The sequence below is a fragment of the Amycolatopsis tucumanensis genome (genome assembly GCF_021654135.1).
GTDB classification, from domain to species: domain Bacteria; phylum Actinomycetota; class Actinomycetes; order Mycobacteriales; family Pseudonocardiaceae; genus Amycolatopsis_E; species Amycolatopsis_E tucumanensis.
Genome location: NZ_JAKGSD010000007.1, coordinates 1 through 21,270, shown reverse-complemented (window position 1 = coordinate 21,270; position 21,270 = coordinate 1). Strand labels below are relative to the sequence as shown.

The 21,270-nt window shown below is 71.9% G+C and carries 17 protein-coding genes; 5 read left to right on the top strand and 12 right to left on the bottom strand.

Features of this window, described 5'->3' with window-relative positions; translation table 11 throughout:
• Positions 1–4: 4 nt before the first annotated feature.
• Genes L2C96_RS09895 through L2C96_RS09870 form a run of 6 tightly spaced genes read right to left on the bottom strand, consistent with a single transcriptional unit; the run spans position 5 to position 8,396 of the window.
• The gene (locus L2C96_RS09895) at positions 5–1,978 is read right to left on the bottom strand and encodes a beta-galactosidase (RefSeq protein ID WP_237335931.1); all 1,974 of its coding nucleotides are present in this window, start codon (positions 1,976–1,978) and stop codon (positions 5–7) included.
• On the bottom strand, positions 1,975–2,898 hold the full coding sequence (locus L2C96_RS09890; protein ID WP_237335930.1) for a dihydrodipicolinate synthase family protein: 924 nt from the start codon (positions 2,896–2,898) through the stop codon (positions 1,975–1,977). The genes L2C96_RS09895 and L2C96_RS09890 overlap by 4 nt, the downstream gene beginning before the upstream one ends.
• A complete protein-coding gene (locus L2C96_RS09885; protein ID WP_237335929.1) occupies positions 2,895–3,851 on the bottom strand; it encodes an oligopeptide/dipeptide ABC transporter ATP-binding protein in 957 nt (318 codons plus the stop codon). Before L2C96_RS09885 ends, L2C96_RS09890 begins: the two co-directional genes overlap by 4 nt.
• Positions 3,848–5,824 (bottom strand): dipeptide/oligopeptide/nickel ABC transporter permease/ATP-binding protein, encoded by a 1,977-nt coding sequence (locus L2C96_RS09880; protein ID WP_237336053.1) that lies wholly within the window; start codon positions 5,822–5,824, stop codon positions 3,848–3,850. The genes L2C96_RS09885 and L2C96_RS09880 overlap by 4 nt, the downstream gene beginning before the upstream one ends.
• Positions 5,824–6,783 (bottom strand): ABC transporter permease, encoded by a 960-nt coding sequence (locus L2C96_RS09875; RefSeq protein WP_020421223.1) that lies wholly within the window; start codon positions 6,781–6,783, stop codon positions 5,824–5,826. The genes L2C96_RS09880 and L2C96_RS09875 overlap by 1 nt, the downstream gene beginning before the upstream one ends.
• Positions 6,784–6,794: 11 nt before the next feature.
• Complete coding sequence (locus tag L2C96_RS09870; RefSeq protein WP_020421222.1) at positions 6,795–8,396, bottom strand: ABC transporter substrate-binding protein; 1,602 nt, start codon at positions 8,394–8,396, stop codon at positions 6,795–6,797.
• 160 nt (positions 8,397–8,556) lie between these two features.
• Here L2C96_RS09870 and L2C96_RS09865 point away from each other — a divergent pair, with 160 nt between their 5' ends.
• Positions 8,557–9,267, top strand: a complete 711-nt coding sequence (locus L2C96_RS09865; protein WP_020421221.1) for a FadR/GntR family transcriptional regulator — start codon at positions 8,557–8,559, stop codon at positions 9,265–9,267.
• 284 nt (positions 9,268–9,551) lie between these two features.
• On the opposite strand, the gene L2C96_RS09860 is transcribed toward L2C96_RS09865, so the two are convergent.
• A complete protein-coding gene (locus tag L2C96_RS09860) occupies positions 9,552–10,517 on the bottom strand; it encodes an acetylxylan esterase (RefSeq protein ID WP_237335928.1) in 966 nt (321 codons plus the stop codon).
• Positions 10,518–10,591: 74 nt separating this feature from the next.
• Positions 10,592–11,254 carry a TetR/AcrR family transcriptional regulator gene (locus tag L2C96_RS09855; protein WP_237335927.1) on the bottom strand — a complete coding sequence of 221 codons (663 nt, stop codon included), beginning with the start codon at positions 11,252–11,254 and terminating at the stop codon, positions 10,592–10,594.
• A 96-nt stretch (positions 11,255–11,350) separates the two neighbouring features.
• Here L2C96_RS09855 and L2C96_RS09850 point away from each other — a divergent pair, with 96 nt between their 5' ends.
• From L2C96_RS09850 to L2C96_RS09840, 3 genes are read left to right on the top strand one after another with little or no spacing between them, the layout of a single operon-like run.
• On the top strand, positions 11,351–11,836 hold the full coding sequence (locus tag L2C96_RS09850) for a (2Fe-2S)-binding protein (protein WP_237335926.1): 486 nt from the start codon (positions 11,351–11,353) through the stop codon (positions 11,834–11,836).
• Complete coding sequence (locus L2C96_RS09845; protein WP_237335925.1) at positions 11,833–12,825, top strand: FAD binding domain-containing protein; 993 nt, start codon at positions 11,833–11,835, stop codon at positions 12,823–12,825. The genes L2C96_RS09850 and L2C96_RS09845 overlap by 4 nt, the downstream gene beginning before the upstream one ends.
• Entirely contained in the window at positions 12,822–14,984 is a 2,163-nt protein-coding gene (locus L2C96_RS09840; RefSeq protein ID WP_237335924.1) for a xanthine dehydrogenase family protein molybdopterin-binding subunit, read from the top strand. Before L2C96_RS09845 ends, L2C96_RS09840 begins: the two co-directional genes overlap by 4 nt.
• A gap of 50 nt (positions 14,985–15,034) precedes the next feature.
• Here the strand turns inward: L2C96_RS09840 and L2C96_RS09835 are convergent, their stop codons facing one another.
• The gene (locus L2C96_RS09835; RefSeq protein WP_020421215.1) at positions 15,035–15,649 is read right to left on the bottom strand and encodes an RICIN domain-containing protein; all 615 of its coding nucleotides are present in this window, start codon (positions 15,647–15,649) and stop codon (positions 15,035–15,037) included.
• Between the two features lie 190 nt (positions 15,650–15,839).
• Here L2C96_RS09835 and L2C96_RS09830 point away from each other — a divergent pair, with 190 nt between their 5' ends.
• Entirely contained in the window at positions 15,840–16,787 is a 948-nt protein-coding gene (locus L2C96_RS09830) for an ArsR/SmtB family transcription factor (protein WP_020421214.1), read from the top strand.
• A 481-nt stretch (positions 16,788–17,268) separates the two neighbouring features.
• Here L2C96_RS09830 and L2C96_RS09825 read toward each other — a convergent pair whose 3' ends face one another.
• The 3 genes from L2C96_RS09825 to L2C96_RS09815 all read right to left on the bottom strand — a co-directional run bounded on the left by L2C96_RS09825 (position 17,269) and on the right by L2C96_RS09815 (position 21,016).
• A complete protein-coding gene (locus tag L2C96_RS09825) occupies positions 17,269–18,867 on the bottom strand; it encodes a monocarboxylic acid transporter (protein ID WP_020421213.1) in 1,599 nt (532 codons plus the stop codon).
• On the bottom strand, positions 18,864–19,199 hold the full coding sequence (locus L2C96_RS09820) for a DUF485 domain-containing protein (protein WP_020421212.1): 336 nt from the start codon (positions 19,197–19,199) through the stop codon (positions 18,864–18,866). Before L2C96_RS09820 ends, L2C96_RS09825 begins: the two co-directional genes overlap by 4 nt.
• A gap of 77 nt (positions 19,200–19,276) precedes the next feature.
• A complete protein-coding gene (locus tag L2C96_RS09815; protein ID WP_237335923.1) occupies positions 19,277–21,016 on the bottom strand; it encodes a sodium/solute symporter in 1,740 nt (579 codons plus the stop codon).
• Between the last annotated feature and the right edge of the window lie 254 nt (positions 21,017–21,270).

The window sequence follows — 21,270 nt, the reverse complement described above, 5'->3', positions numbered from 1 at the left end:
TCGGTCAGTGAATCCGGAGGACTGCGACGCCGCGCGGTGGCAACGTGTGCCGGGCCGAGGGCGCCGAACCGGTGAGCAGGTCGGGGGCCGGTTCTCCCAGGTCCACCGCGACCGCATCCGTGTTGTGGTTGAGCAGGAACAGGAACTGCCGGTCCGCGGCTTCCCGGCGGACCGCCTGGACCCCGGCGGGCAGCCCGGGCAGGACCGGTCGCACGCCCGCTTCCGCGGCCACCCGGTCGGCCAGCTCGCGCATCCCGGCCGGGTCCAGCCGCGTGCCGAGGTACCAGGCGACACCCGCGCCGTAGGCGTGTCGGGTCACCGCGGGGAAACCGGCCAGGTCACCACCGTCGAAGGTCGCGACAGCCTCCGCGCCGCGCAGCTCCACGGCTTCCGACCACAGGCTGCCGGTCCACTCCGGACTCAGCGGCACCGAGGTGCCCGGCGCCAGCGGCCAGAACTCCTCCACCGCCACCCCGAGCGCCTCCCGCAGCGGGGCCACCGGGTAGCCGCCGAGGTGGGCCCGGTCGCACGAGTCGACGATGCCGGAGAAGAACGACACCACCAGGTGCCCGCCGCCCTCGACGTAGCGGCGCAGGCCCTCGGCGGTGTCCGCATCGAGCAGGTACAGGTTCGGCACCACGACCAGCCGGTACCCGGACAGGCGATCGGGGCGCACCACGTCGCAGGAGATGCCGGCGTCGAAGAACGGCGCGTAGTGCGCCAGGTGCGCGTCGAGCTGCGTCACGTCCGCCGACGGGTGCGCGTCCAGCTCCAGTGCCCACCAGCTGTTCCAGTCGTGCAGGAACGCCACGTCCGATCGCACCCGGGTGCCCTCGACGTCGGCCAGCGCCGCGAGGTCCTGCCCGAGCGCCCGCGCCTCGGCGAACACCCGGGTGTCCGCGCCGGCGTGCGGCACCATCGCCGAGTGGAACTTCTCCGCGCCACCCCGGCTCTGCCGCCACTGGAAGAACATCGCGGCGTCCGCGCCGCGCGCCACCGCCTGCAGCACGCCCTGCCGCATCACACCGGGGGCCTTGGCGCCGTTGTGCTTGCGCCAGTTCACCGCGCTCGGCGCGTGCTCCAGCAGCATCCACGGCTGCCCGTTCTTCAGCGACCGCACCACGTCGTACCCGAACGCCGCCTCGACGTGCCCCCGCGGGTCGTAGGGCTCGGGGTAGGAGTCCAGCGACACCACGTCCTCGTGCGGCTCCCACGCGTGCCAGTCCAGCGCCTTCTGCACCAGCCCGACGAAGTTGGTGGTGAGCGGGACCTCCGGCGTGACCCGGCGCAGGACCTCCGCCTCCACCCGGTAACACGCCAGCGACGCGTCCGAGGAGAACCGCTGGTAGTCCAGCTGCTGGGCGGGGTTGCGGAACGACGGCGCCACCCGCGGCGGCTGGATCTCCGCCCAGTCCGAGTAGCCCTGCGACCAGAACGTCGTCGACCACGCCGCGTTCAGCGCGTCCAGCGTGCCGTACCGCTCGCGCAACCATGACCGGAAGTCCTCGGCGGAGGTGTCGCAGTAGCACGCCCGGATGTGGCAGCCGTACTCGTTGCCGACGTGCCAGATGTGCAGCGCCGGGTGGTCGCCGTACCGGTTCGCGAGCTGCTCGACCAGCCGGGCGGCGTACTCCCGGAACACCGGGCTGGACGGGCAGAACTGCTGCCGCGAACCCGGCGAGAGCCGTGTCCCGTCCTCGCGCACGGGCAGCACCTCGGGGTGGCGGTGGGTCAGCCACGGCGGTGGTGAGGCGGTCATCGTCGCCAGCGCGACCTGGATCCCGGCGGCCGCGAGCTTGTCCATCACCGTGTCGACCCAGCCGAAGTCGTACTCGCCCGGCCGCGGCTCGACCTTGGCCCAGGAGAAGACGCCGAGCGTCACCAGCGTGACCCCGGCCTCGGTCATCAGCTTGACGTCGGTGTCCCAGACGTCCTCGGCCCAGTGCTCCGGGTTGTAGTCCGCGCCGTAGTGGATCACAGCAGACCCGCCTCGGTCAGCGCACCCTTGATGCGCAACAGTTCCTCGTCGTTGAGCGGCAGTTGCGGCGGCGCCATCACCGAGTTGTCGATGAACCCGCGCATCTTCATCGCCGCCTTGAACGCGCCGAGCCCGGCCGAGCCACGGCCCATCCGCTCCGGCGGCGCGGCGTGCGTGATGTCGTACAGCCGCATGAGCCGGTCCTGTTCCCGCCGTGCCGTGGCGAGATCGCCCGCCCGCACGCAGTCCCAGATCGTGACGTACCCGGCCGGGTCCACATTGGCCAGTCCGGGCACCGCGCCGTCCGCGCCCATCTGCAGCGCGAGGTCCACCACCAGCTCGGACCCGGTGAACACGGCGAACTCCGACAGCCCGCGCTCCCGGCGGCCCAGCAGCAGCGCGCCGAACCCGGCCTCGTCGCCGCTGGAGTCCTTCAGCCCGGCCAGCACGCCGTCCTCGGCCAGCCGCAGGACCATCTCCCGGTCCAGCTTCGAGTGCACCGCGACCGGGATGTCGTAGGCGAAGATCGGCAGCGAGGCCTGCGCGTGCAGCAGCCGGAAGTGCTGTTCGATCTCCGCCGTGTGCGTGCGGGTGTAGTAGGGCGCGGTGATGACCAGCGCGTCCGCGCCCGCATCCTCGGCGACGCGGATGTGCTCGGCGACCCGCAGCGTCGTCATGTCGATGCACCCGGCGAGCACCGGGACCCGGCCGCCGACGTGCGCCACCGCCGTCTCGATCACCACCCGGCGCTGCCGGTCCGGCAGGAACGCCACCTCGCTGGACGAGCCCAGCACGAACACCCCGTGCACGCCGGCGTCCAGCTGGACGTCCAGGTGCCGGCGCAGCGAGTCCACGTCGATGGTGAAGTCGTCGCGGAACGGGGTGCACAGCGGGGGGATGATGCCGGTGAATCGAGTCATCGCACGCTCACTTCGAGTTCGGGGTGGATGCAGTGGTAGGTGTGCCCGTCGCCGGCGTCGGCGGACGGGGGCACCGCGCCGGCGCACTCGTCCGTCGCTTTCGGACAGCGGGTGCGGAAGGCGCACCCGCTCGGCGGGCTGACCGCGGACGGCACCGGCCCGGTCAGGACGATCGGTTCGATCGGGTTCAGCAGGCTCGGCGTGGCGGAGAACAGCGCCCGCGTGTACGGGTGCCGTGCGTCGCCGGGGATCGCCGCGGCGGGGGCGTCCTCGACGATGCGGCCCAGGTACATCGTGACGATGCGGTCGCTCATCTTGCGCACGGTCTGGATGTCGTGCGACACGAAGATCATCGCCAGGCCCAGCCGGTCCCGCAGGTCGAGCAGCAGGTTGAGGATCTGCGCGCGCACCGACACGTCCAGCGCCGAGGTCGGCTCGTCGGCGACCAGCAGCGACGGCTCCAGCGCCAGCGCACGCGCGATCGCCACGCGCTGCCGCTGGCCGCCGGACAGCTGCCCGGGCACCGCGTCCGCGACACTGGGCGGCAGGCCGACCAGCTCCATCAGCTCGCGCACCCGCTCGGCCCGCTGCGCCGGGGTGCCGACGCGGTGCACGTCGAGCGGGTCCCGCACGATGCGGGCGATCGACATCCGGCGGTTCAGCGCGGTCGACGGGTCCTGGAAGATCATGCCGATGTCGCGGCCGAACTCGCGCTGGTCGGCCACCGGTTCGCCGCGGTAACGCACGACGCCCCTGGTCGGCTTCTGCAGCCCGACGACCACCTTCGCCAGCGTGGTCTTGCCGCACCCGGACTCGCCGACCACGCCGATCGTCTCGCCGGGCCGCACGGTCAGCGTCGCGTCCGTCAGCGCGTGCACGGAGTCGTGCCCGAACAGCCCGGACGAGCGGATCTTGTGCACCACGTGCACCCGGTCCAGTTCCAGCAGGGTCATGCCGGCGCTCCCTTCACCAGGACCGCCGGTTCCGCCACCGGTTCGGCGGGGTGGTGGCACGCGACGAGGTGGTCCATCCCGGCGCCCTCGACCACCGGCGGGTCGGTGCGGCAGTGCGCTCGCGCCGCCGGGCAGCGGTCGGAAAACCGGCAGCCGGGCGCGAAGTCCGCCGGGGCCGGGACGACGCCCTTGATCTGGGTGAGCCGGGCGTCGTTCTCCTCCAGCGACAACACCGCGCTGAGCAGTCCGCGCGTGTAGTGGTGCCGCGGCGCGCCGACGACCTGCGCGGTCGTGCCCGCCTCGGCGACCTGCCCGCCGTACATCACGACGACGCGATCGGCCACATCGGACACCAGCGCCAGGTCGTGCGACACCAGCACCAGTGCGAAGCCCAGCTCCTCCTGCAGGCGCAGCAGCAGCGAGATGACCTGCGCCTGCACGGTCACGTCCAGCGCGGTGGTCGGCTCGTCGGCCACGATCAGCTTGGGGCTGCGGGACAACGCCATCGCGATCAGCACCCGCTGCCGCTGTCCGCCGGACAGCTCGTGCGGGTAGGCGCGCAGCGTGCGGTCCGGGTCGAGGTTGACCAGCTCCACCAGCTCGCGCGGGGTGCGGGTGCCGCCGCGGCGGGTGAACTGCTTGAGCTGCGCCTGGATCGTCATCGCCGGGTTCAGCGAGCTCAGCGCGTCCTGGTAGATCATCGCGATGTCGTGCCCGAGGTGCCGGCGCCGCACGGACGGTTTCATCGTGAGCAGGTCCTCGCCGTCGAAGCGGATCCGGCCCGACAACCGCGCGGTCCGCGGTTGCAGCCCGACGATCGACAGCGCGGTCAGCGACTTGCCGCAGCCCGATTCGCCGATCAGGCCGAGCACCTCGCCCGAGCGCACGGTGAACGAGACGTCGTCGACGACGTTGACACCGTTGTGCCGCTCGGGGAAGGCGATCGTCAGCCCCTCGACGGAGAGCAGGGTGTCCCGCCCGGTCAGCGCACGGGCACGGCGGGACAACCGCTCGCCCACCTCGCGCAGACCGCGGATCGGCAGCACCGGCGCGACGTTCTCGGCCGCCTCCTCGGCGACGACCGCCTTGGCGACCTCCGCGGCCTTCGCGGTGCGGGACGACGGCGCCGCCCAGGCGTCGGAAATCCCTTCGGACAGCACGTTCAGCGCCAGCACCGTGAACAGGATCATCAGGCCCGGGAACAACGTGGCCCACCAGCCGCCGTTGAGCACCATGTCCTTGCCGTCGGCGAGCACCGAGCCCCAGGACGGGTCGGGCGGCTGGATGCCGGCGCCGATGAACGACAGCGACGCCTCGAACACGATCGCGTCGGCCACCATCACCGTGCAGAACACCAGGATCGGCGCGGCGCAGTTCACCGCGACGTGCTTGACCAGGATGAAGAACCGGCGCGCGCCGATGATGTGCTCGGCCGCGACGTAGTCCTCGCTGTACTGCGCCAGCACGTTCGCCCGCACCACGCGCGCCACCGGCGGCACGTTGACGAACGCGATCGCCAGGATCAGCACCCCGATGCCGCGGCCGAACACGGCGACGAGCACGGCCGCGAGCGCGATGCCGGGGAAGGCCATCAGCACGTCGAGCACGCGCATGACCACCGAATCCACGCCGCGCCGGGAGGTGGCCGCGAGCGCCCCGATCAGCGCGCCGCAGACCAGCGCCAGCGCGGCGGCGCCGAGCCCGATCGCGAGCGACCAGCGGGCGCCGTGCACCACGCGGGAGAGGATGTCGCGGCCGGACTGGTCGGTGCCGAACCAGTGCGCGGCGTTCGGCCCGGTGACCTCGGTGCCCAGCGCGTACGGGTCCTTCACCAACAGCGGACCGATGAGCGCGACCAGCGCGAGCACGGCCAGCACCCCGATCGAGATCCACGACGCGGTGTTGAACCGGCGGAACCGGATGCCGGGCCGTGACAGGCGCTGCGTGAGCCCGGGCCGGTACAGCTGCCGCATCACGACCGGCTCCGCAGGCGCGGGTTCACGATCAGGTACAGCACGTCGACGATCAGGTTGACCAGGACGAACCCGACCGCGATGGTGATCACGAAGCCCTGGACCTTCGCGGTGTCGCCGTCCTTGACGGCCTGGATCATGTTCTGTCCCATCCCGGGCAGCGCGAACATCGTCTCGATCACGACGGCGCCGCCCAGCAGGTAGCCGACCCGCAGGCCGAGCACGGTGAGGGGGTTGATCAGCGCGTTGCGCAGCACGTTGCGGCCGACGACCACCACCGGCGGCAGGCCGCCGCCGCGTGCGGTGCGGACGTAGTCCTTGTCCAGCTCCTCGACCATCGAGGTGCGGATGATGCGCGTCAGCTGCGCGGCGACCGGCAGCGCGAGCGAGATCGCGGGCAGCGCCAGCGAGTTGAGCCAGCCGCCGAACGAGTCGGCCGGGCTGACGTACCCGCTGGTGGGGAACAGGCCCTCGCCCACCGCGAGCCACTGGACGAGCAGCACCGCGATCCAGAACGCGGGCGCGGCGACGCCGGCCAGCGTGACGATCCGGATCAGCTGGTCCGGCCAGCGGTCGCGGAACAGCGCCGAGGTCACGCCGAGCACGAGCCCGGCGACGATCGCGATCAGCAGGCCCAGCAGGGTGAGCTGCACGGTCAGCGGCAGCGCGGTGGCGATGACCTGCCCGACCGGCTCCTTCGTGATCACGCTGGTGCCGAAGTCGCCCTGCAGCAGGTGCCACACGAAGTGCACGTACTGCAGCGGGAGCGGGTCGAGCAGGCCGTTCTCCTGCCGGAACTGCTGGAGCTGTTCCGGCGTGGGGTTGGCGTCGCCGAGCGCGGCCACCGCCGTGTCCACGGGGGAGAACTGCATGACGATGAAGACGAACAGGACCACCCCGAGCACCAGCGGGATCAGGGCGAGGATGCGGGCGAGCAGCATCCGCACGACGACGGCCATGGCAGCGCCCCTCAGACCGGCTTGGCCTGGTTGAGGTAGATGCCCGGGTAGCCCTGCGCCCGCACGCCGGTGATCTTCTGCGCGTTCCACGCCGTGCCGAGCTGGGTGAACACCACGGGGTAGATGACGGCGTGCTCGGAGATCAGGTCCAGCAGCTGCTTGGTGAGCTGCGCGCGGCGCGTCTCGTCGGTCTCCGCGGCGGCCTGGTTCTGCAGGTCCAGCAGGGCCTGCGACTCCGGGCCGGTCCACCGGGCGTAGGTGGTCATCAGCACCGACGTCTTGTCGTAGTAGTAGCGGGTCAGCAGGTCCGGGTCGTTGCCGAACTGCAGCGGGTTGTTGGTGGTGGCGACGACCTCGAAGTCCTTGCCGCTGTCCAGTTTCGAGAACAGCGCCTTGGTGTCCTGCGAGTCCAGCGTGGTGGTCACGCCGATCGCGTCCCAGCCCTCCTTGATGACCTTCACGCAGTCCGAGACGAGCGAGGTGTTGGTGGTGGACAGGGTGATCGCCAGGTTGGTGACGCCGGCCTGCTGGAGCAGTTGCCTGGCCTTGTCCGGGTTGTAGGCGAAGTCGTTGGCGGCCGGCTGGGACGCGGGCAGCTTCGGGTTGATGAACGAGGTCGCCGCCGTGCCCGCGCCCTGCAGGCCGATCTGGATCATCTTCTGCTTGTCGATGGCGTAGTGCAGGGCCTGCCGCACGAGCTTGTTGTCGAACGGCGCGTGCGCGGTGTTGAACATCAGGAACAGGTTGTTGCCGCCGTCGGCGAACTCGACGCTGCGACCGGACTTGCGCAGCTGCTCGGCGTTGGCCGCCGGGATGTTCTCCACGATCTGCGCCTCCGGGTTGGCCCCGGAGATGGCCGCGACGCGCGGCGCGGCGTCCACGATCGACTTCCACAGCATGGACTGGTAGGCCGCCGGGCGCGGGCCGTTGTACTCGGCGAACTTCTCGAAGCGGGTGTAGGAGAGCGGGGCCTGCTCGACGACCTTGTACGGGCCGGAGCCGACGACCTTGCCGCCCGCGGCGTCCTTCCACTTGCCCTCGAAGACGTGCTTGGGGCAGATCTTGGCGGTCTGGATTCGCTTGAGGGCGTACGGGAACGGGTGCTTGAGCACGAACTCGACGGAGTTCTCCCCGGTCTTGCGCACTTCGGCGAGCCAGTCCGCGAAGAAGCTGTGGACCAGCACCTTTTCGTTGGGGTCGAGCACGCGGGCGTAGGTGAAGACGACGTCGTCGGCGGTCACCGGGGTGCCGTCGTGCCACTTGGCGCCGTCGCGCAGCTCGAACTTCAGGCTGGTGCCGGTGAGGTCGGCCGGGAGCGCCTTGGCCAGGCCGGGGAACGGGTCGCGGGTGATCGGGTCGCCCTCGACCAGCGATTCGTAGCAGTGCAGGTTGGCGGCCATCGAGAAGGCGGATGCCGTCTGCAGCGGGTCCCAGGTCTGGTTGTTGCCGTAGCCGATGACCGCGGTGAGCGTGCCGGTGGAGCTGCCCGTGGTGTTGGTGGATGCCGGTCCGCCACAGGCCCCCAGGGTGACCGAGAAGGCCGCGGCCGTGCCGGCGAGTCCGGTGTACCGCAGGAAATCGCGGCGGCTGAGGCCGGACAGGCTGTGCGACATGACGTCTCCTGACTTGTGCGTCGTTGATCAGGCCGGAGCATGGAAGTAGGACGTAGGACGTCCTGCGTTCGGGTGACTGTAAACAGCGGCGCGTCCCGTGGTCAAGGGGTCTGACGTAGGATGTCCGGAAATCCGGCGGTCAGCAGGCGGGGAGTTGGATGTGGCACGCCCTCAGCTCGGCGACGAGATCAGCAAACGGATCATCGACCTGATCATCGAGCGGGACCTCCCGCCGGGGTCGCCGATGCCGACCGAGCTGGACCTGATGGCCGACATCGGGGTGAGCCGCAATTCGATCCGCGAGGCGATCCGGGCGTTGCGGGCGCTGGGGATCGTCGAGGTGCGGCATGGGTACGGCACGTTCGTCGGCTCGGCGGGCTCGGAGGCGCTGCGGACGTGGCTGCTGTTCCGCACCCGGACGCCCGGGGCGGGGACGACGGGCCGGTTGCGGGACCTGCTCGAGGTGCGGGAGATGCTGGAGACCGAGCTGACGCGCCGGGTGGCGCGGCGGCACCGGCCGGAGCTGATCGCGGCGCTGGAGTCGTGCGTGGCGCGGATGCGCAAGGGCCCGGACAGCGCGGCCGCCGACCGCGAGTTCCACGACCTGATCTGCGCCGAGGCCGGTTTCGACCTGGCCCGCGAGCTGACGCGCCTGTTCTGGGACGTGTACCGCGCGGCGGAGGCCGAGCTGGGCGGCCCGGCCGGCTCGGCGAGCTCCACGGCGAAGCGTCACCAGGCGATCGTGGATGCCTTGGTGGCGGGGGATGCCGATGCCGCTGAGGAGGCCGTGCACCGGCACTTCGACGAGGTGCGGAAGCGCGCGAAGGCCGGCAAGTACGGGGGATTCGGGGTCGCGGCGCCGGTTGATTAGAGGGCGCTACGCGGGTTTCTGCGCTGCGCGCGGCTGGAAGCGCCGGCTTCGCTTCGCTACGCCCGGATAGCCCCTTCCGAACCCGATCTTGAATTGTTCGGTTGCCGAGCCACCGCGTCAAGGCGGGAAAGCGTGCCTTGACCCGGTGGCTCGGCAACCGATTTGGCTGGGGATCGGGTTGCGGGAGGGGACTGGTCGGTGGGGTTGTTGCTTTTCGTTGCCGGCTGCCCGATGCGAGTCGGCAACGAAGTGAAGCCGACGCCCGGGGACGCTACGCGTAGTGCCTACAAAATCCGCCCCAACCAGGAGGCCTGCTCGGCGACTTGAGCCCCCTGCCCTCCTTCGTGCTCGTTCCACTCCCACACCCGGATCTCCCCATCCCCGCCCCACCGGTTGAACGCCGCGAACACCGTCGACGGAGGGCAAACCGGATCCCGCAGCGCCACGCTGAACAACGCAGGCGCCGAAGCCCGCGGAGCCAGCACGGCCCCGTCGAAATACCGCAGCGTGGCAAACGCCTCCCCGGCCCGGTGCCGGTGCGCCGCCAGCCACGTCACCAGCTCCAGGTACGGCCCCTCGGAAGCGATCTCCGCCCCGCGCCGGAAGTGGCACAGGAAGGGCACGTCCGGCATCGCGGCCGCGACTCCGGGCGCCAGCGCCGCCGCGGCGATCGTGATTCCGCCGCCCTGGCTGCCGCCTGCCACCACGATCCGGTCCGCGTCCACCGACGGGTGCGCCCGCGCGGCCGCCACCGCGCGCACCGCGTCGACGTACACCCGCCGGTAGAAGTACTGCTCCGGGTCCAGGATCCCGAGCGTCATGAAACCCGGCACGTGCGGCCCGGCCGACCACGAATCGCCCGTCGCGCCGGGCACCGCCTTCCCGCCCTGGCCGCGCGTGTCCACCACCAGGTGCGCGTACCCGAACGCCGACCACGTCAGGTAATCGTGCGGCAGGCCGCGCCCCAGGTTGTACCCCAGGTACTGCACCACGCACGGCAGCTTCGCCGGCTGGTCCCGCGGCAGCAGCAGCCACGCCGAGATCCGCTGTCCCGCCGCGCCGGTGAACGACGCGTCGAACGCCTCCACCGTCCGCAGCAAAGTCTCCTGTGGACGGAACACCGGGTCCAGCGGTGACCGGTCCGCCTCGGCCAGCGCGGTGGCCCAGAAGGCGTCCAGGTCGGCGGGTTCGTCCAGCGGCGGCCGGTACTCGGACAGCTCCGACAGCGGCAGGTCGTACAGCGTCGTCACGCTGGGGACCCTAGCGCCGGAAACCGCGGCCGACGAGGGGTTCAGCCGATTCTGTCCACACCGGACAAAAAAGGTCAGTCCCGGCCCTCACGCAGGGTCGGCAGCCCCGCCGCCAGGGCCCGCAGCATCCGCTTCGCCGTCGGGGCGAACTGGATGCACAACTCGGCGATCACCGGGTCCTCCGCGTACAGCTTCGCCATCACCGGCGGCGGGTTGGCCGCCGGGTACAGCAGTGCGGCGAGACCGGCCGCCGCGCCGACCAGTTCGCCCGCCTCGTCCTCGGTCAGGTCCGGCCGCGCCCGCGCGACGGCGGATGACACCTTCGCCAGCGCCTCGGCTGTCCGGAGCTTGAAGGCACGCGCCGCCTCGACGGTCACGTTGTGCTCCAGCGTGATCGAGCTGTGCGAGAGCAGGTCGCAGAACAGGGGACGCTCCTCGAGCGTCTCCACCAGCGCGTCGAACACGCCGTCCGGCGAGGGGGCCGCGGCGATGCGCTCCAGCGCAGCCGTCTCCCAGTCGTGGAACTCCTGCGCCGCCAGTTCGAGGTAGATCTCCTCGCGGGTGGCGAAGTACCGCGCCAGGTTGGACTTCGCGAGCCCGACCGCGGCCGCGAGGCTGCCCAAGCTGACGTTCCGCACGCCCGAGGTGAGCGCGAGCTCACGCGCGGCCGCGAGGATCGCCTCGCGTCGCTGCTGCTTGTGCTCCGGGCGCCGCGCGCGGAGGAACTCTTTCGACATCGCCGGATCATTCTACGACCCCCGATTAGAGGACGCTGTTCTCTTGTTAACAGGACGGTGTCCTGCTAGCTTCGGGAGAAACCGGGAGGAGCAGACATGGTCGAGGTGTCACTGCGGGTCAACGGATCCGCGCAACGGCTGGACGTCCCGCCCCAGGTCAGCCTGCTCGACGCGCTGCGCGAGGAGCTGGGTCTGACGGGCACGAAAAAGGGCTGCGACCAGGGCGCGTGCGGCGCGTGCACCGTGCTGGCCGACGGCGACCGCATCAACTCCTGCCTCGCGCTGGCGGTGCAGTACGACGGGCGGGAGATCACCACGGTCGAGGGGCTCGGCCACCCGCTGCAGGAGGCGTTCGTCCGCGCCGACGGCCTGCAGTGCGGCTACTGCACGCCGGGCCAGCTGTGCTCGGCGGTGGGCATGCTCGCCGAGCACAAGGAGGGCGCGCCGAGCGCCGTCACCGAGCACCTGACCACCTCGCCGGAGCTGAGCGACGAGGAGATCCGCGAGCGGATGAGCGGCAACCTGTGCCGCTGCGGCGCCTACAACGGCATCGTCGAGGCGATCCGGGAGGTCGCGGAATGAGATCGTTCACCTACGTCAGCGCCCCGGACGTGCCCGCCGCGCTCGCGGCCGTCGCGGACGGCGACGCCAAGTTCCTCGGCGGCGGCACGAACCTCGTCGACCTGATGCGCGAGGGCATCGAACAGCCGGCCACCGTGGTCGACGTCAGTCGCCTGCCGCTGACCGCCGTCGAGGAGCTGCCCGGCGGCGGCGTCCGCATCGGCGCCCTCGTGCGCAACAGCCGCCTCGCCGCCCACCCGGTCATCCGCGCCAGGTACCCGGTGCTGGCGCACGCGATCCTGCACGGCGCCTCGGCCCAGCTGCGCAACATGGCGACCGTCGGCGGCAACCTGATGCAGCGCACCCGCTGCCTCTACTTCTACGACGACGCCGCGCCGTGCAACAAGCGCACGCCCGGCAGCGGCTGCGGCGCCCTCGACGGGTTCGCCCGCTCCACGGCCGTTCTCGGCGTGAGCGACCACTGCATCGCCACCCACCCCTCCGACATGGCCGTCGCGCTGGCGATGCTCGACGCCGTCGTCGAGGTCGAGAGCACCCGCGGCACCCGGCGGATCCCCATCGCCGACTTCCACCGCGCACCCGGCGACACCCCGCACGTCGAAACGGCGCTGGCGCCCGACGAGCTGATCACCGCGGTCGAGCTGCCGCCGGTGCCGGTGGCCGCGAACTCCCGGTACCGCAAGGTGCGCGACCGCGCGTCGTACGCGTTCGCGCTGGTCTCGGTCGCCGCCGCGCTGCGCGTCGAGGACGGGGAGATCGCCGAGGCACGCGTGGCGCTCGGCGGTGTCGCGACGAAGCCGTGGCGCGCGGTCGAGGCCGAGCGGCTCCTGGTCGGCGCGCCTGCCACCGATGACACCTTCCGCCGCGCCGCCGAAGCCGAACTCGCGTCCGCGATCACCCGGGAAGCCAACGCGTTCAAGGTCGGCCTGGCCGTCCGCACGACCGTGGCGACCCTGCGTCAGCTGGCCACCGGGGGAGGTGCGGCATGAGCGTCATCGGCGCCCCGCTGGACCGCCGCGACGGCCCGGCCAAGACGACCGGCGCGGCGCGGTTCGCGGCCGAGCACCTCCGCCCCGGCCTCACGCACGCCGCGCTGGTGCACGCCACGATCAGCCGCGGCCGCGTCACCCGCCTCGACACCACGGCGGCGAGCGCGGTGCCCGGCGTGATCACCGTGCTGACCCACCACAACGCGCCCCCGCTCAAGCCGGCGCCCAAGGTGAACCCGCTCAACCTCAGCACGCTGGTGTCCGGCACCTCGGTGAACTACCTGCAGGACGACGAGGTCCACTTCGACGGGCAGCCGGTCGCCGTGGTGGTGGCGGAAACCTCGGCCGCGGCGAAGGAAGCGGCGGCGCTCGTGCGCGTGGAGTACGCCCTGCTGCCCTCCACTGTGGACTTCGAGTCGATGGCGCCGCACGCGAAGAAGCAGCCGTACAGCCCGGTCTCCCCGGGCGAGGCGAAGAAGGGCGACGCGGAGAAGGCGTTCGGCGAGGCGCCGGTGACCGTGGACCACCGGTACACCACGCCGCCGCACCAGCACAACGCGATCGAACCGCACGCCACCATCGCGGAGTGGGACGGCGACCGCCTCACCGTGCACGAATCGACCCAGTCCATCGACTGGTGCCGCAACCACCTCGCCGTCCGCTTCGGCGTGCCCGTCGCCGACGTGCGGGTGATCGCGCCGTTCGTCGGCGGCGGTTTCGGCGGCAAGGCCATGGTCTGGCCGGGCACGGTCCTCGCCGCGCTGGCCGCCCGCGCGACCGGACGGCCGGTGCGCCTCGTGCTGACCCGCGAGGACGTGTACCGCACGGTCGGCGGCCGGACGCCGTCGATCCAGCGCGTCGCGCTCGGCGCGGACCGCGACGGCTCGCTGACCGCGCTGATCCACACCAGCGTGACCCGCACCGGCCGCGTCGGCGGCGCGCCCGAGCAGGTCACCTCGCAGTCGCGGCACCTCTACGGTGCGGACCACATCCTCATCCAGGCGAGCACGGTCGAGCTGGACCTGGTGCCGAACACGTCGATGCGCGCGCCCGGCGAGTCGATCGGCACGTTCGCGGTCGAGTCGGCGGTCGACGAGCTGGCCGCCGAGCTCGGCATGGACCCGATCGAGCTGCGGATGCGCAACGAGCCCGAGCGCAACCCCTTGGACGGCAAGGAGTTCACCCACCGCAGGCTGCGGGAGGTCTACGAAGCCGGCGCGTCGCGGTTCGGCTGGCGGGACCGGGCGCCGGAGCCCGGCGCGACGCGCGACGGCCGGTGGCTGGTCGGGATGGGGGTCGCCACGGCCTACCACCCGGCGTGGCTGTTCACCGCCAACGTGACGCTGCGGCTGTCGGCCGACGGTACGGTCCTCCTGCGCTGCGGCTTCCAGGAGATGGGCATGGGTGCGGCGACGGCCCAGGCGCAGATCACCGCGGACGCGCTCGGCGTGCCGGTCGACGCGGTGCGCGTCGAGTACGGCGACTCGGCGCTGCCGGTGGCGCCCACCGCGGGCGGTTCGACGCAGACCGCGAGCGTGGCGGCCAGCGTGCTCGAAGCGGCCGAGAAGCTGAAGCGGCGGCTGCCGAAGGGGGCCGGGGACTTGGTGGCGGCCGTGCGGCGGGCGGGAGTGCCGCACATGGAGGTGTCGGTCGGGTCGGACAGCCGGTTCGGCCGCCTCGCCGGGCAAGCCCGGCTCATCGGCCGGTTCCTGCGCGACCGGCGGCGGGTGCGGGCCGCGACCGGGGCGCAGTTCTGCGAGGTGCGCGTCGACCCGGACACCGGCGAGGTGCGGATCTCGCGGTGGCTCGGGGTGTTCGACATCGGCACGGTGGTCAACGCGAAGACCGCGGCGAGCCAGCTGCGCGGCGGGATCGTGATGGGCATCGGCATGGCCCTGTCCGAGGAGACCCTGGTGGACCCGCGCACCGGGCGGATCATGAACCCCAGCCTGGCCGAGTACCACGTGCCCGTGCACGCCGACGTGCCACGCATCGAAGTGTCCACACTGGACGACCCGGACCCCACGACGCCGCTGGGCATCGTCGGCGCCGGGGAGGTGGGTATCACGGGAGTGGCGGCGGCGGTGGCGAACGCGGTGTTCCACGCGACGGGTAAGCGGGTGCGCGACCTGCCGATCACGCTGGACAAACTGCTCTGACCGGACGAACGCCGGGCGCCGGCAACCGGCGCCCGGCGTTCACGGGAGCGTCAGAACCACCACTGGTTCTGCGCGCCCGCCACGTACTGCCACAGCTGCACGACCGTGCCGTTGCGGTAGCTGGTGTTCAGGTCCGCGTCGAGGTACCGGCCGCTCTGCACGTTCTGCAGCCGCAGGTAGCCCTCGGGGATCTCGTTGACTGCGAACCACTGGTTCTTCGCGCCGGCCACGTAGTCCCACAGCTGCACGACGGTGCCGTTGCGGTTGATCGTGTTCAGGTCGGCGTCGAGGTAGCGGCCGCTGTACGCGTTCTGGAACCGGTAGTAGCCCTCCGGGATCTGCCGGATGTACCAGGCCTGCTGAGCCGCGTACTCGTCACACGCCCACAGCTGCACCTTGGTGCCGTTGCGGTTGATGGTGTTGAGGTCGGCGTCCAGGCAGCGGCCCGGGTCCGAGGCCGGGCCGAGCAGGTAGGCCTGCTCCTCGGCCATCGTGTTGACGCCGCCCTTGACCTGGTTCGGGTGCGCCGGGCGCAGCACCAGCCCGTCCAGCGACGTGACCGGCTCGCCGGCCTGCTGCGCCGCGCCCGCGCTCGGCGCCACGAACAGCGAGAGCAGGCCGGCCAGCAGTGCCGCGGCCGCGAACGGCCGCTTCAGTCTTCTCATGGGTTCCCCATTCCGTGACGGGGCGCGGAATCCTCCGGCCGCACCCCGGAGTCTGGATCTTCGCCGCGGGGGCGCTCCGGAGTCGACCACATTTCCCGGACGCTCAACAACGCTGTTCAACGGTGTAACGGACCGGTATCGCGAACGATCTCTCCAGTGCGGCCACAGTTTTTCGCGGAGAGGATCGCCGGTGCGCCTGGAGCTGAAATCGCGCGACCTGACCCGCGTGGGGCTGTGCAACGCCGCCGATCCGTGCTGGGAGCTGGCGAGCAGCGTGCGGCTGCTGCGGGACGAGGAGGTGGCGTTCGGCTGGTGGCGACGCCGGGTCCAGGGCCGGCTGCCGGAGTCGTTCCCGGTGCTGCGGTGGCTGTACACCTCGGGGGAGGTGCCGGAGTTCCTGCTGCCCGCGGGCGGTGACCTGGCGTCCGGGCTCGCGGCGGTGCTGGGCACGCCGCCGGACCGGGTGCGGGCCGCGCTGGCGGCGCTGCCGGAGCCGCGTGGACTGCCGCCGTGGGCCGCGGCCTTGCGGTCCGGTTCGGACGCCGCGCTGTCTCGGCTGGTGCAGGCGTTGCGGGAGTACTTCATGGTCGCGCTGGCGCCGCACTGGGACACCGTGCGGGCGCGGGTCGAAGTGGACCGGCAGGCGCGGATCCAGGCGCTGGCCGACGGCGGGGTGGACGGTCTGCTGGCCACGCTGCGCCCGGTGCTGCGGTGGGAGCCGCCGTACCTGGTGACGGGCGTGGCGAGCCCCGGCACGCCGCGGCGGACGGCCGGGGTGCTGCTGGTGCCCACCTACTTCACGGTGCAGCCGTGGATCGTGCCCGGCTCGACGGGCCCCGTGCGCCTGGGATACCCCGCGGCGGCCGAAGACCCGCGCGTCCGCCGTGCCCCGCACGCCACCCCGCGCGCCCTGGCGGCGCTGCTGGGCCCGACCCGCGCGGCGGCGATGGTCCTGGCGGCGGCCGGGTGCAGCACCTCGGACCTCGCGGCGCGCCTGGGAGTGACCCCGTCCGCGGCGAGCAAGCACATGTCGGTGCTGCGGGCGGCCGGCCTGATCGCGAGCCACCGCAACCGCAACACGGTGCGTCATTCACTGACCCCGCTGGGAATGGCGTTGGTGGACGGCGCTTCGACGTGAAGGTGGCCCGGCATCCGGGATGGCGTTCCGGGCGGAATGGCTCGCCCGGCGTAAGGGGGCCACGACGTCTGGCAGCGGTGGTGGAACGCCCCCGGAGGGGCGGCATGCGGGTGCGACGTTGAGGAGCGCAGGGGGATTGCAACCAGGCCCGGCCCGCCTGGGGCCGGACCGCCGTGTGGCACTTGCCGTGGGCGGCGCGTCGGCGTGAGCGAGCCCCGGCGCCGGGGCAGCGGCGCGGCTCCGCCGAATGGCACTTGCCGGGTGCGACGGCGTTTCGGCTTGGGTGTGGCCTGCCAGCGCGGCGATGGTGCTCGGGCTTGGCGGGGCGCCGCTGGATGGGGCGGCGCGTCGGTGCGGGTTGAGGCGCGGGGAGGGATCGCGCGTGGCCACCGTGTGGCACTTGCCGTGGACGGCACCCCCGGCATGAGCGAGCCCCGGCGCCAGGGCAGCGGCGCCGGGGCTCGGGGAGAAGGCGGGGCGGCTAGTGCGCCGTCGCCTTCTCGGCGCCGGCGCCGGTCAGCGAGCGGACCTCCATCTCCGCGTGCTTGCGCTCGTCGTGCTCCTTCGACAGCAACGTGCCGACGATGCCGAGCAGGAACGACGCCGGAATGGACACCAGGCCCGGGTTCTGCAGCGGGAACCAGTCGAAGTTCGCGTTCGGCAGCATCGACTTCGACGTCCCGGACACGGCGGGCGAGAACACGATCAGCGTGATCGTGATCGCCAGGCCGCCGTAGATGCTCCACAGCGCACCCGAGGTGTTGAACCGCTTCCAGAACAGCGAGTACAGGATCGTCGGCAGGTTCGCCGACGCCGCCACCGCGAACGCCAGCGCCACCAGGAACGCGACGTTCTGGTTCTTCGCCAGGATGCCGCCGACGATCGCGACCGCGCCGATCACCACGGCGGTGATCCGGGCGACCCGCACCTCGCCGTTGGGGTCGTCCACTTTGCCCTTCTTGATCACGTTCGCGTAGATGTCGTGCGCGAACGACGCCGACGCGGTGATCGTCAGCCCGGCCACCACGGCGAGGATCGTCGCGAAGGCGACCGCGGCGATGAACCCGAGCAGCACCGGCCCGCCCAGTTCCAGCGCCAGCAGCGGCGCCGCCGCGTTCTCCGAACCCGGCGCCTTGCGGATCACGTCCGCGCCGACGAGCGCGTTCGCGCCGTAGCCGAGCACCAGCGTGAACAGGTAGAACAGGCCGATCAGCGCGATCGCCCACACGACGGAACGACGGGCTTCCTTCGCCGTCGGCACGGTGTAGAACCGCATCAGCACGTGCGGCAGACCGGCCGTGCCGAGCACCAGCGCCAGGCCCAGCGACAGGAAGTCGATCTTGGACGTGCCGGTCGCGCCGTAGCGGGCGCCCGGGTTCAGCACCGCCTCACTGGAGCGGTCCACCGCGCCCTGCAGCAGCGCGGACAGGTTGAGCCCGTACTTGCCCAGCACCCACACGGTCATCAGCGCGGCGCCCGCGATCAGCAGGACCGCCTTGATGATCTGCACCCAGGTGGTGCCCTTCATGCCGCCGACGAGCACGTAGATGATCATCACGACACCCACGACCGCGATGACCACCGACTGCCCGACGCCGCTGGACACGCCCAGCAGCAACGAAACCAGCACGCCGGCGCCGGCCATCTGCGCCAGCAGGTAGAAGAAGCTCACCGCGAGCGTGGACGTCGCCGCCGCCGCGCGCACGGGCCGCTGCCGCATCCGGAACGCCAGCACGTCGCCCATCGTGAACTTGCCGGTGTTGCGCAGCAGTTCCGCGACCAGCAGCAGCGCGACCAGCCACGCCACCAGGAAGCCGATGGAGTACAGGAACCCGTCGTAGCCGTACACCGCGATGGCGCCCGCGATGCCGAGGAACGACGCGGCCGACAGGTAGTCACCGGCGATCGCGACCCCGTTCTGCGGCCCGGTGAACGCGCGCCCGGCCGCGTAGTAGTCCGACGCGGTCTTGGTGTTCCGGCTGGCGCGCAGCACGATCACCAGTGTGACGGCCACGAACAGGCCGAAGATGCTGATGTTGAGCGCGGGGCTGCTGCCCGCGACTCCCGCGGCGAGGTTCATCGCGCGCCTCCCTCGACGTCCTCACGGATGCGGTCGGCGATCGGGTCCAGCTTCCGGTTGGCGAAGCGGACGTACAGGCCGGTGATCAGGAACGTGGACACGAACTGCAGCAGTCCCAGCAGCAGTCCGACGTTGAAGTTGCCGATCAGCTTGGTCGACATGAACCCGTGCGCGTAGTCGGCGAGCAGGACGTAGAGCAGGTACCAGCCCAGGAACAACGCGGTCATCGGGAAGACGAAGCCCCGCAGCCTTCGGCGCAGCTGCGCGAATTCGGGGCTGGAGTGGACCTTCGTCCACTCCTCGTGGCCGAGATCGTGCTCGGTGGCCGCCACTGGAGACCTCCTTGTCGTGTGGTGGCGGACACGTTAGGAGGTCACGACGTGCGACGCCGTGGCGTGGCGACCAACCGTCAGCGGGCGCGACGAACGGTCGACAAGCGGTCGCGGAAACCGGTCGAACGGCGGCGTGGAGCGGCCTGCCGCGGCGGGTTCTCGTCCAGGTGCAGCCGCAACATGGCGGTGATCGCCCAGGCAGGCGGCCGCCCGCGCAGGGACACCACCACCATCGTGCCGAAAGCCAGCGGAACCGACCAGGGCGCGGGCTGGGCGAGCAGGATCGCGAGCACGCCGTGCACGTCCGCACCGGCCAGTGTCGCGAGGATCGCCCCGGACGTCGCGAGCAGTCCGGTGAGGACCCCGGCGATCGCGCCGCGCGCGGTCAGCCGCGACCACCAGATGCCGAGCACGAGCAGCGGGCAGAACGTGGACGCCGCGACCGTGAACCCCCACGTGACGAGCACGCCCGCGTCGAGGTGCACGGCGAACAGCGCGAGCAGCACGACCGCGGCCGCGGCGGCGACGACGGTGCCGCGCAGCCGGGCCAGCCCGCCCGGCGCGAGGTCGTGCGCGATCGCGCCGGACACCGCCAGCAGCAGGCCGAGCGACGTGGCAAGGAACGCGGCGAAGGCGCCCGCGGTGAGCAGGCCCGTGAACAACGTGCCCGCCCAGCCGGTGTCGACCTGCATCGGCAGCGCGACGACCGCGGTGTCGGTGGCGCCGGACAGGTACAGGTGCGGCACCAGGACCCGGCCGAGCACGCCGTAGACGCCGGGGAACACGTAGAACGCGGACAGCAGCGCCACGGTGAGGGCGGCGGTGCGGCGGGCGGCGCGGCCGTCGGGGCTGGTGTGGAAGCGCATGATGACGTGCGGCAGGCCCATGGTGCCGAGCACGGTCGCGACCAGCACGGCGAGCGTGCCGAGCAGCGGGTGGCCTTCGTTGTTCAGGTTGAGCAGCGGCCGTTCCCAGCCCGGGGCGCCCGGCGGGGCGGTGCCTGGCAGCTGTGGGACCGGCTGTCCGGCGAGGAAGACGAGTTCCTCGCCCGCGGCGAAGGCGTGCGGGCCGGGGGCGAGGGTGACCGGTGTGCCGTCGGGCTCCCTGGCCTGGATGGGCTGGGCGGCCTCCAGGGTGACGTCGACGCGGAAGACCACGCGGGTGTCCTGGCGCAGCTGGGTGAATTCGGCGGGGTGCAGGGCCTCGTCGCGGGCGGCGGCGCCGGCCGTGATCGCCAGCCACAGCGCGGGGACGGCGAACAGGACGACCTTCAGCACGAACTGGAAGGCCTGCACGTAGGTCGCCGCGCGCATGCCGCCGAGCGCGAGCGTGGTGGCGACGGCGGCCCCGGCGAGGACGACGCCGACCCAGTAGGGCGTGCCGCTGACCACGCTCAGCACCAGGCCGGACGTGCGGAACTGCGGCACGAGGTAGAGCGCGCCGATGACCAGCACGACGACGGCGGCGAGCCTGCGCAGCGCCGGCGAGGCGAGCCGGGCCTCGGCGAAGTCGGGCACGGTGAGCGCCCCGGAGCGGCGCATGGGCGCGGCGACGAGGACGAGCATGGCGATGTAGCCGGCCGTGAAGCCGACCGGGTACCAGAGCGCGCCGACCCCGTCCTTGACGACGAGCCCGGCGACGCCGAGGAACGAGGCCGCGGAGAGGTACTCGCCCGACACGGCGGCCGAGTTGAGCAGTGGGGTGACCCGCCGGGAGGCGACGAGGAAGTCGGAGGTGGTGCGCATGGCGGCGACCCCGCGCAGCCCGATGAAGAGCGTGACGAGGACGACCGGGGCGACCGCGAAGAGACCGACCATCAGGGCTGCCCGGTTGGTTCGGCGCGGGGCGGGTGCGGGGCGGCGGTGGTGGGACCGACCATCAGCGTCGCTGGGCCTGTTCGGCGCGGGGCCAGTGCGCGGGAGTGGCGGGCGGCGGGGTTCGGGGCGGCCGGTAGGAGATCGATCATCAGGGCTGCTCGGTTTGTTGGGCGCGGGGCCGTTGCCTGGGCGTGCTGGGCGGCGGGGTGCGGGGCGAGTGCGGAGTGGCTGTTCATCTGCGTCGCTCGGTTTGT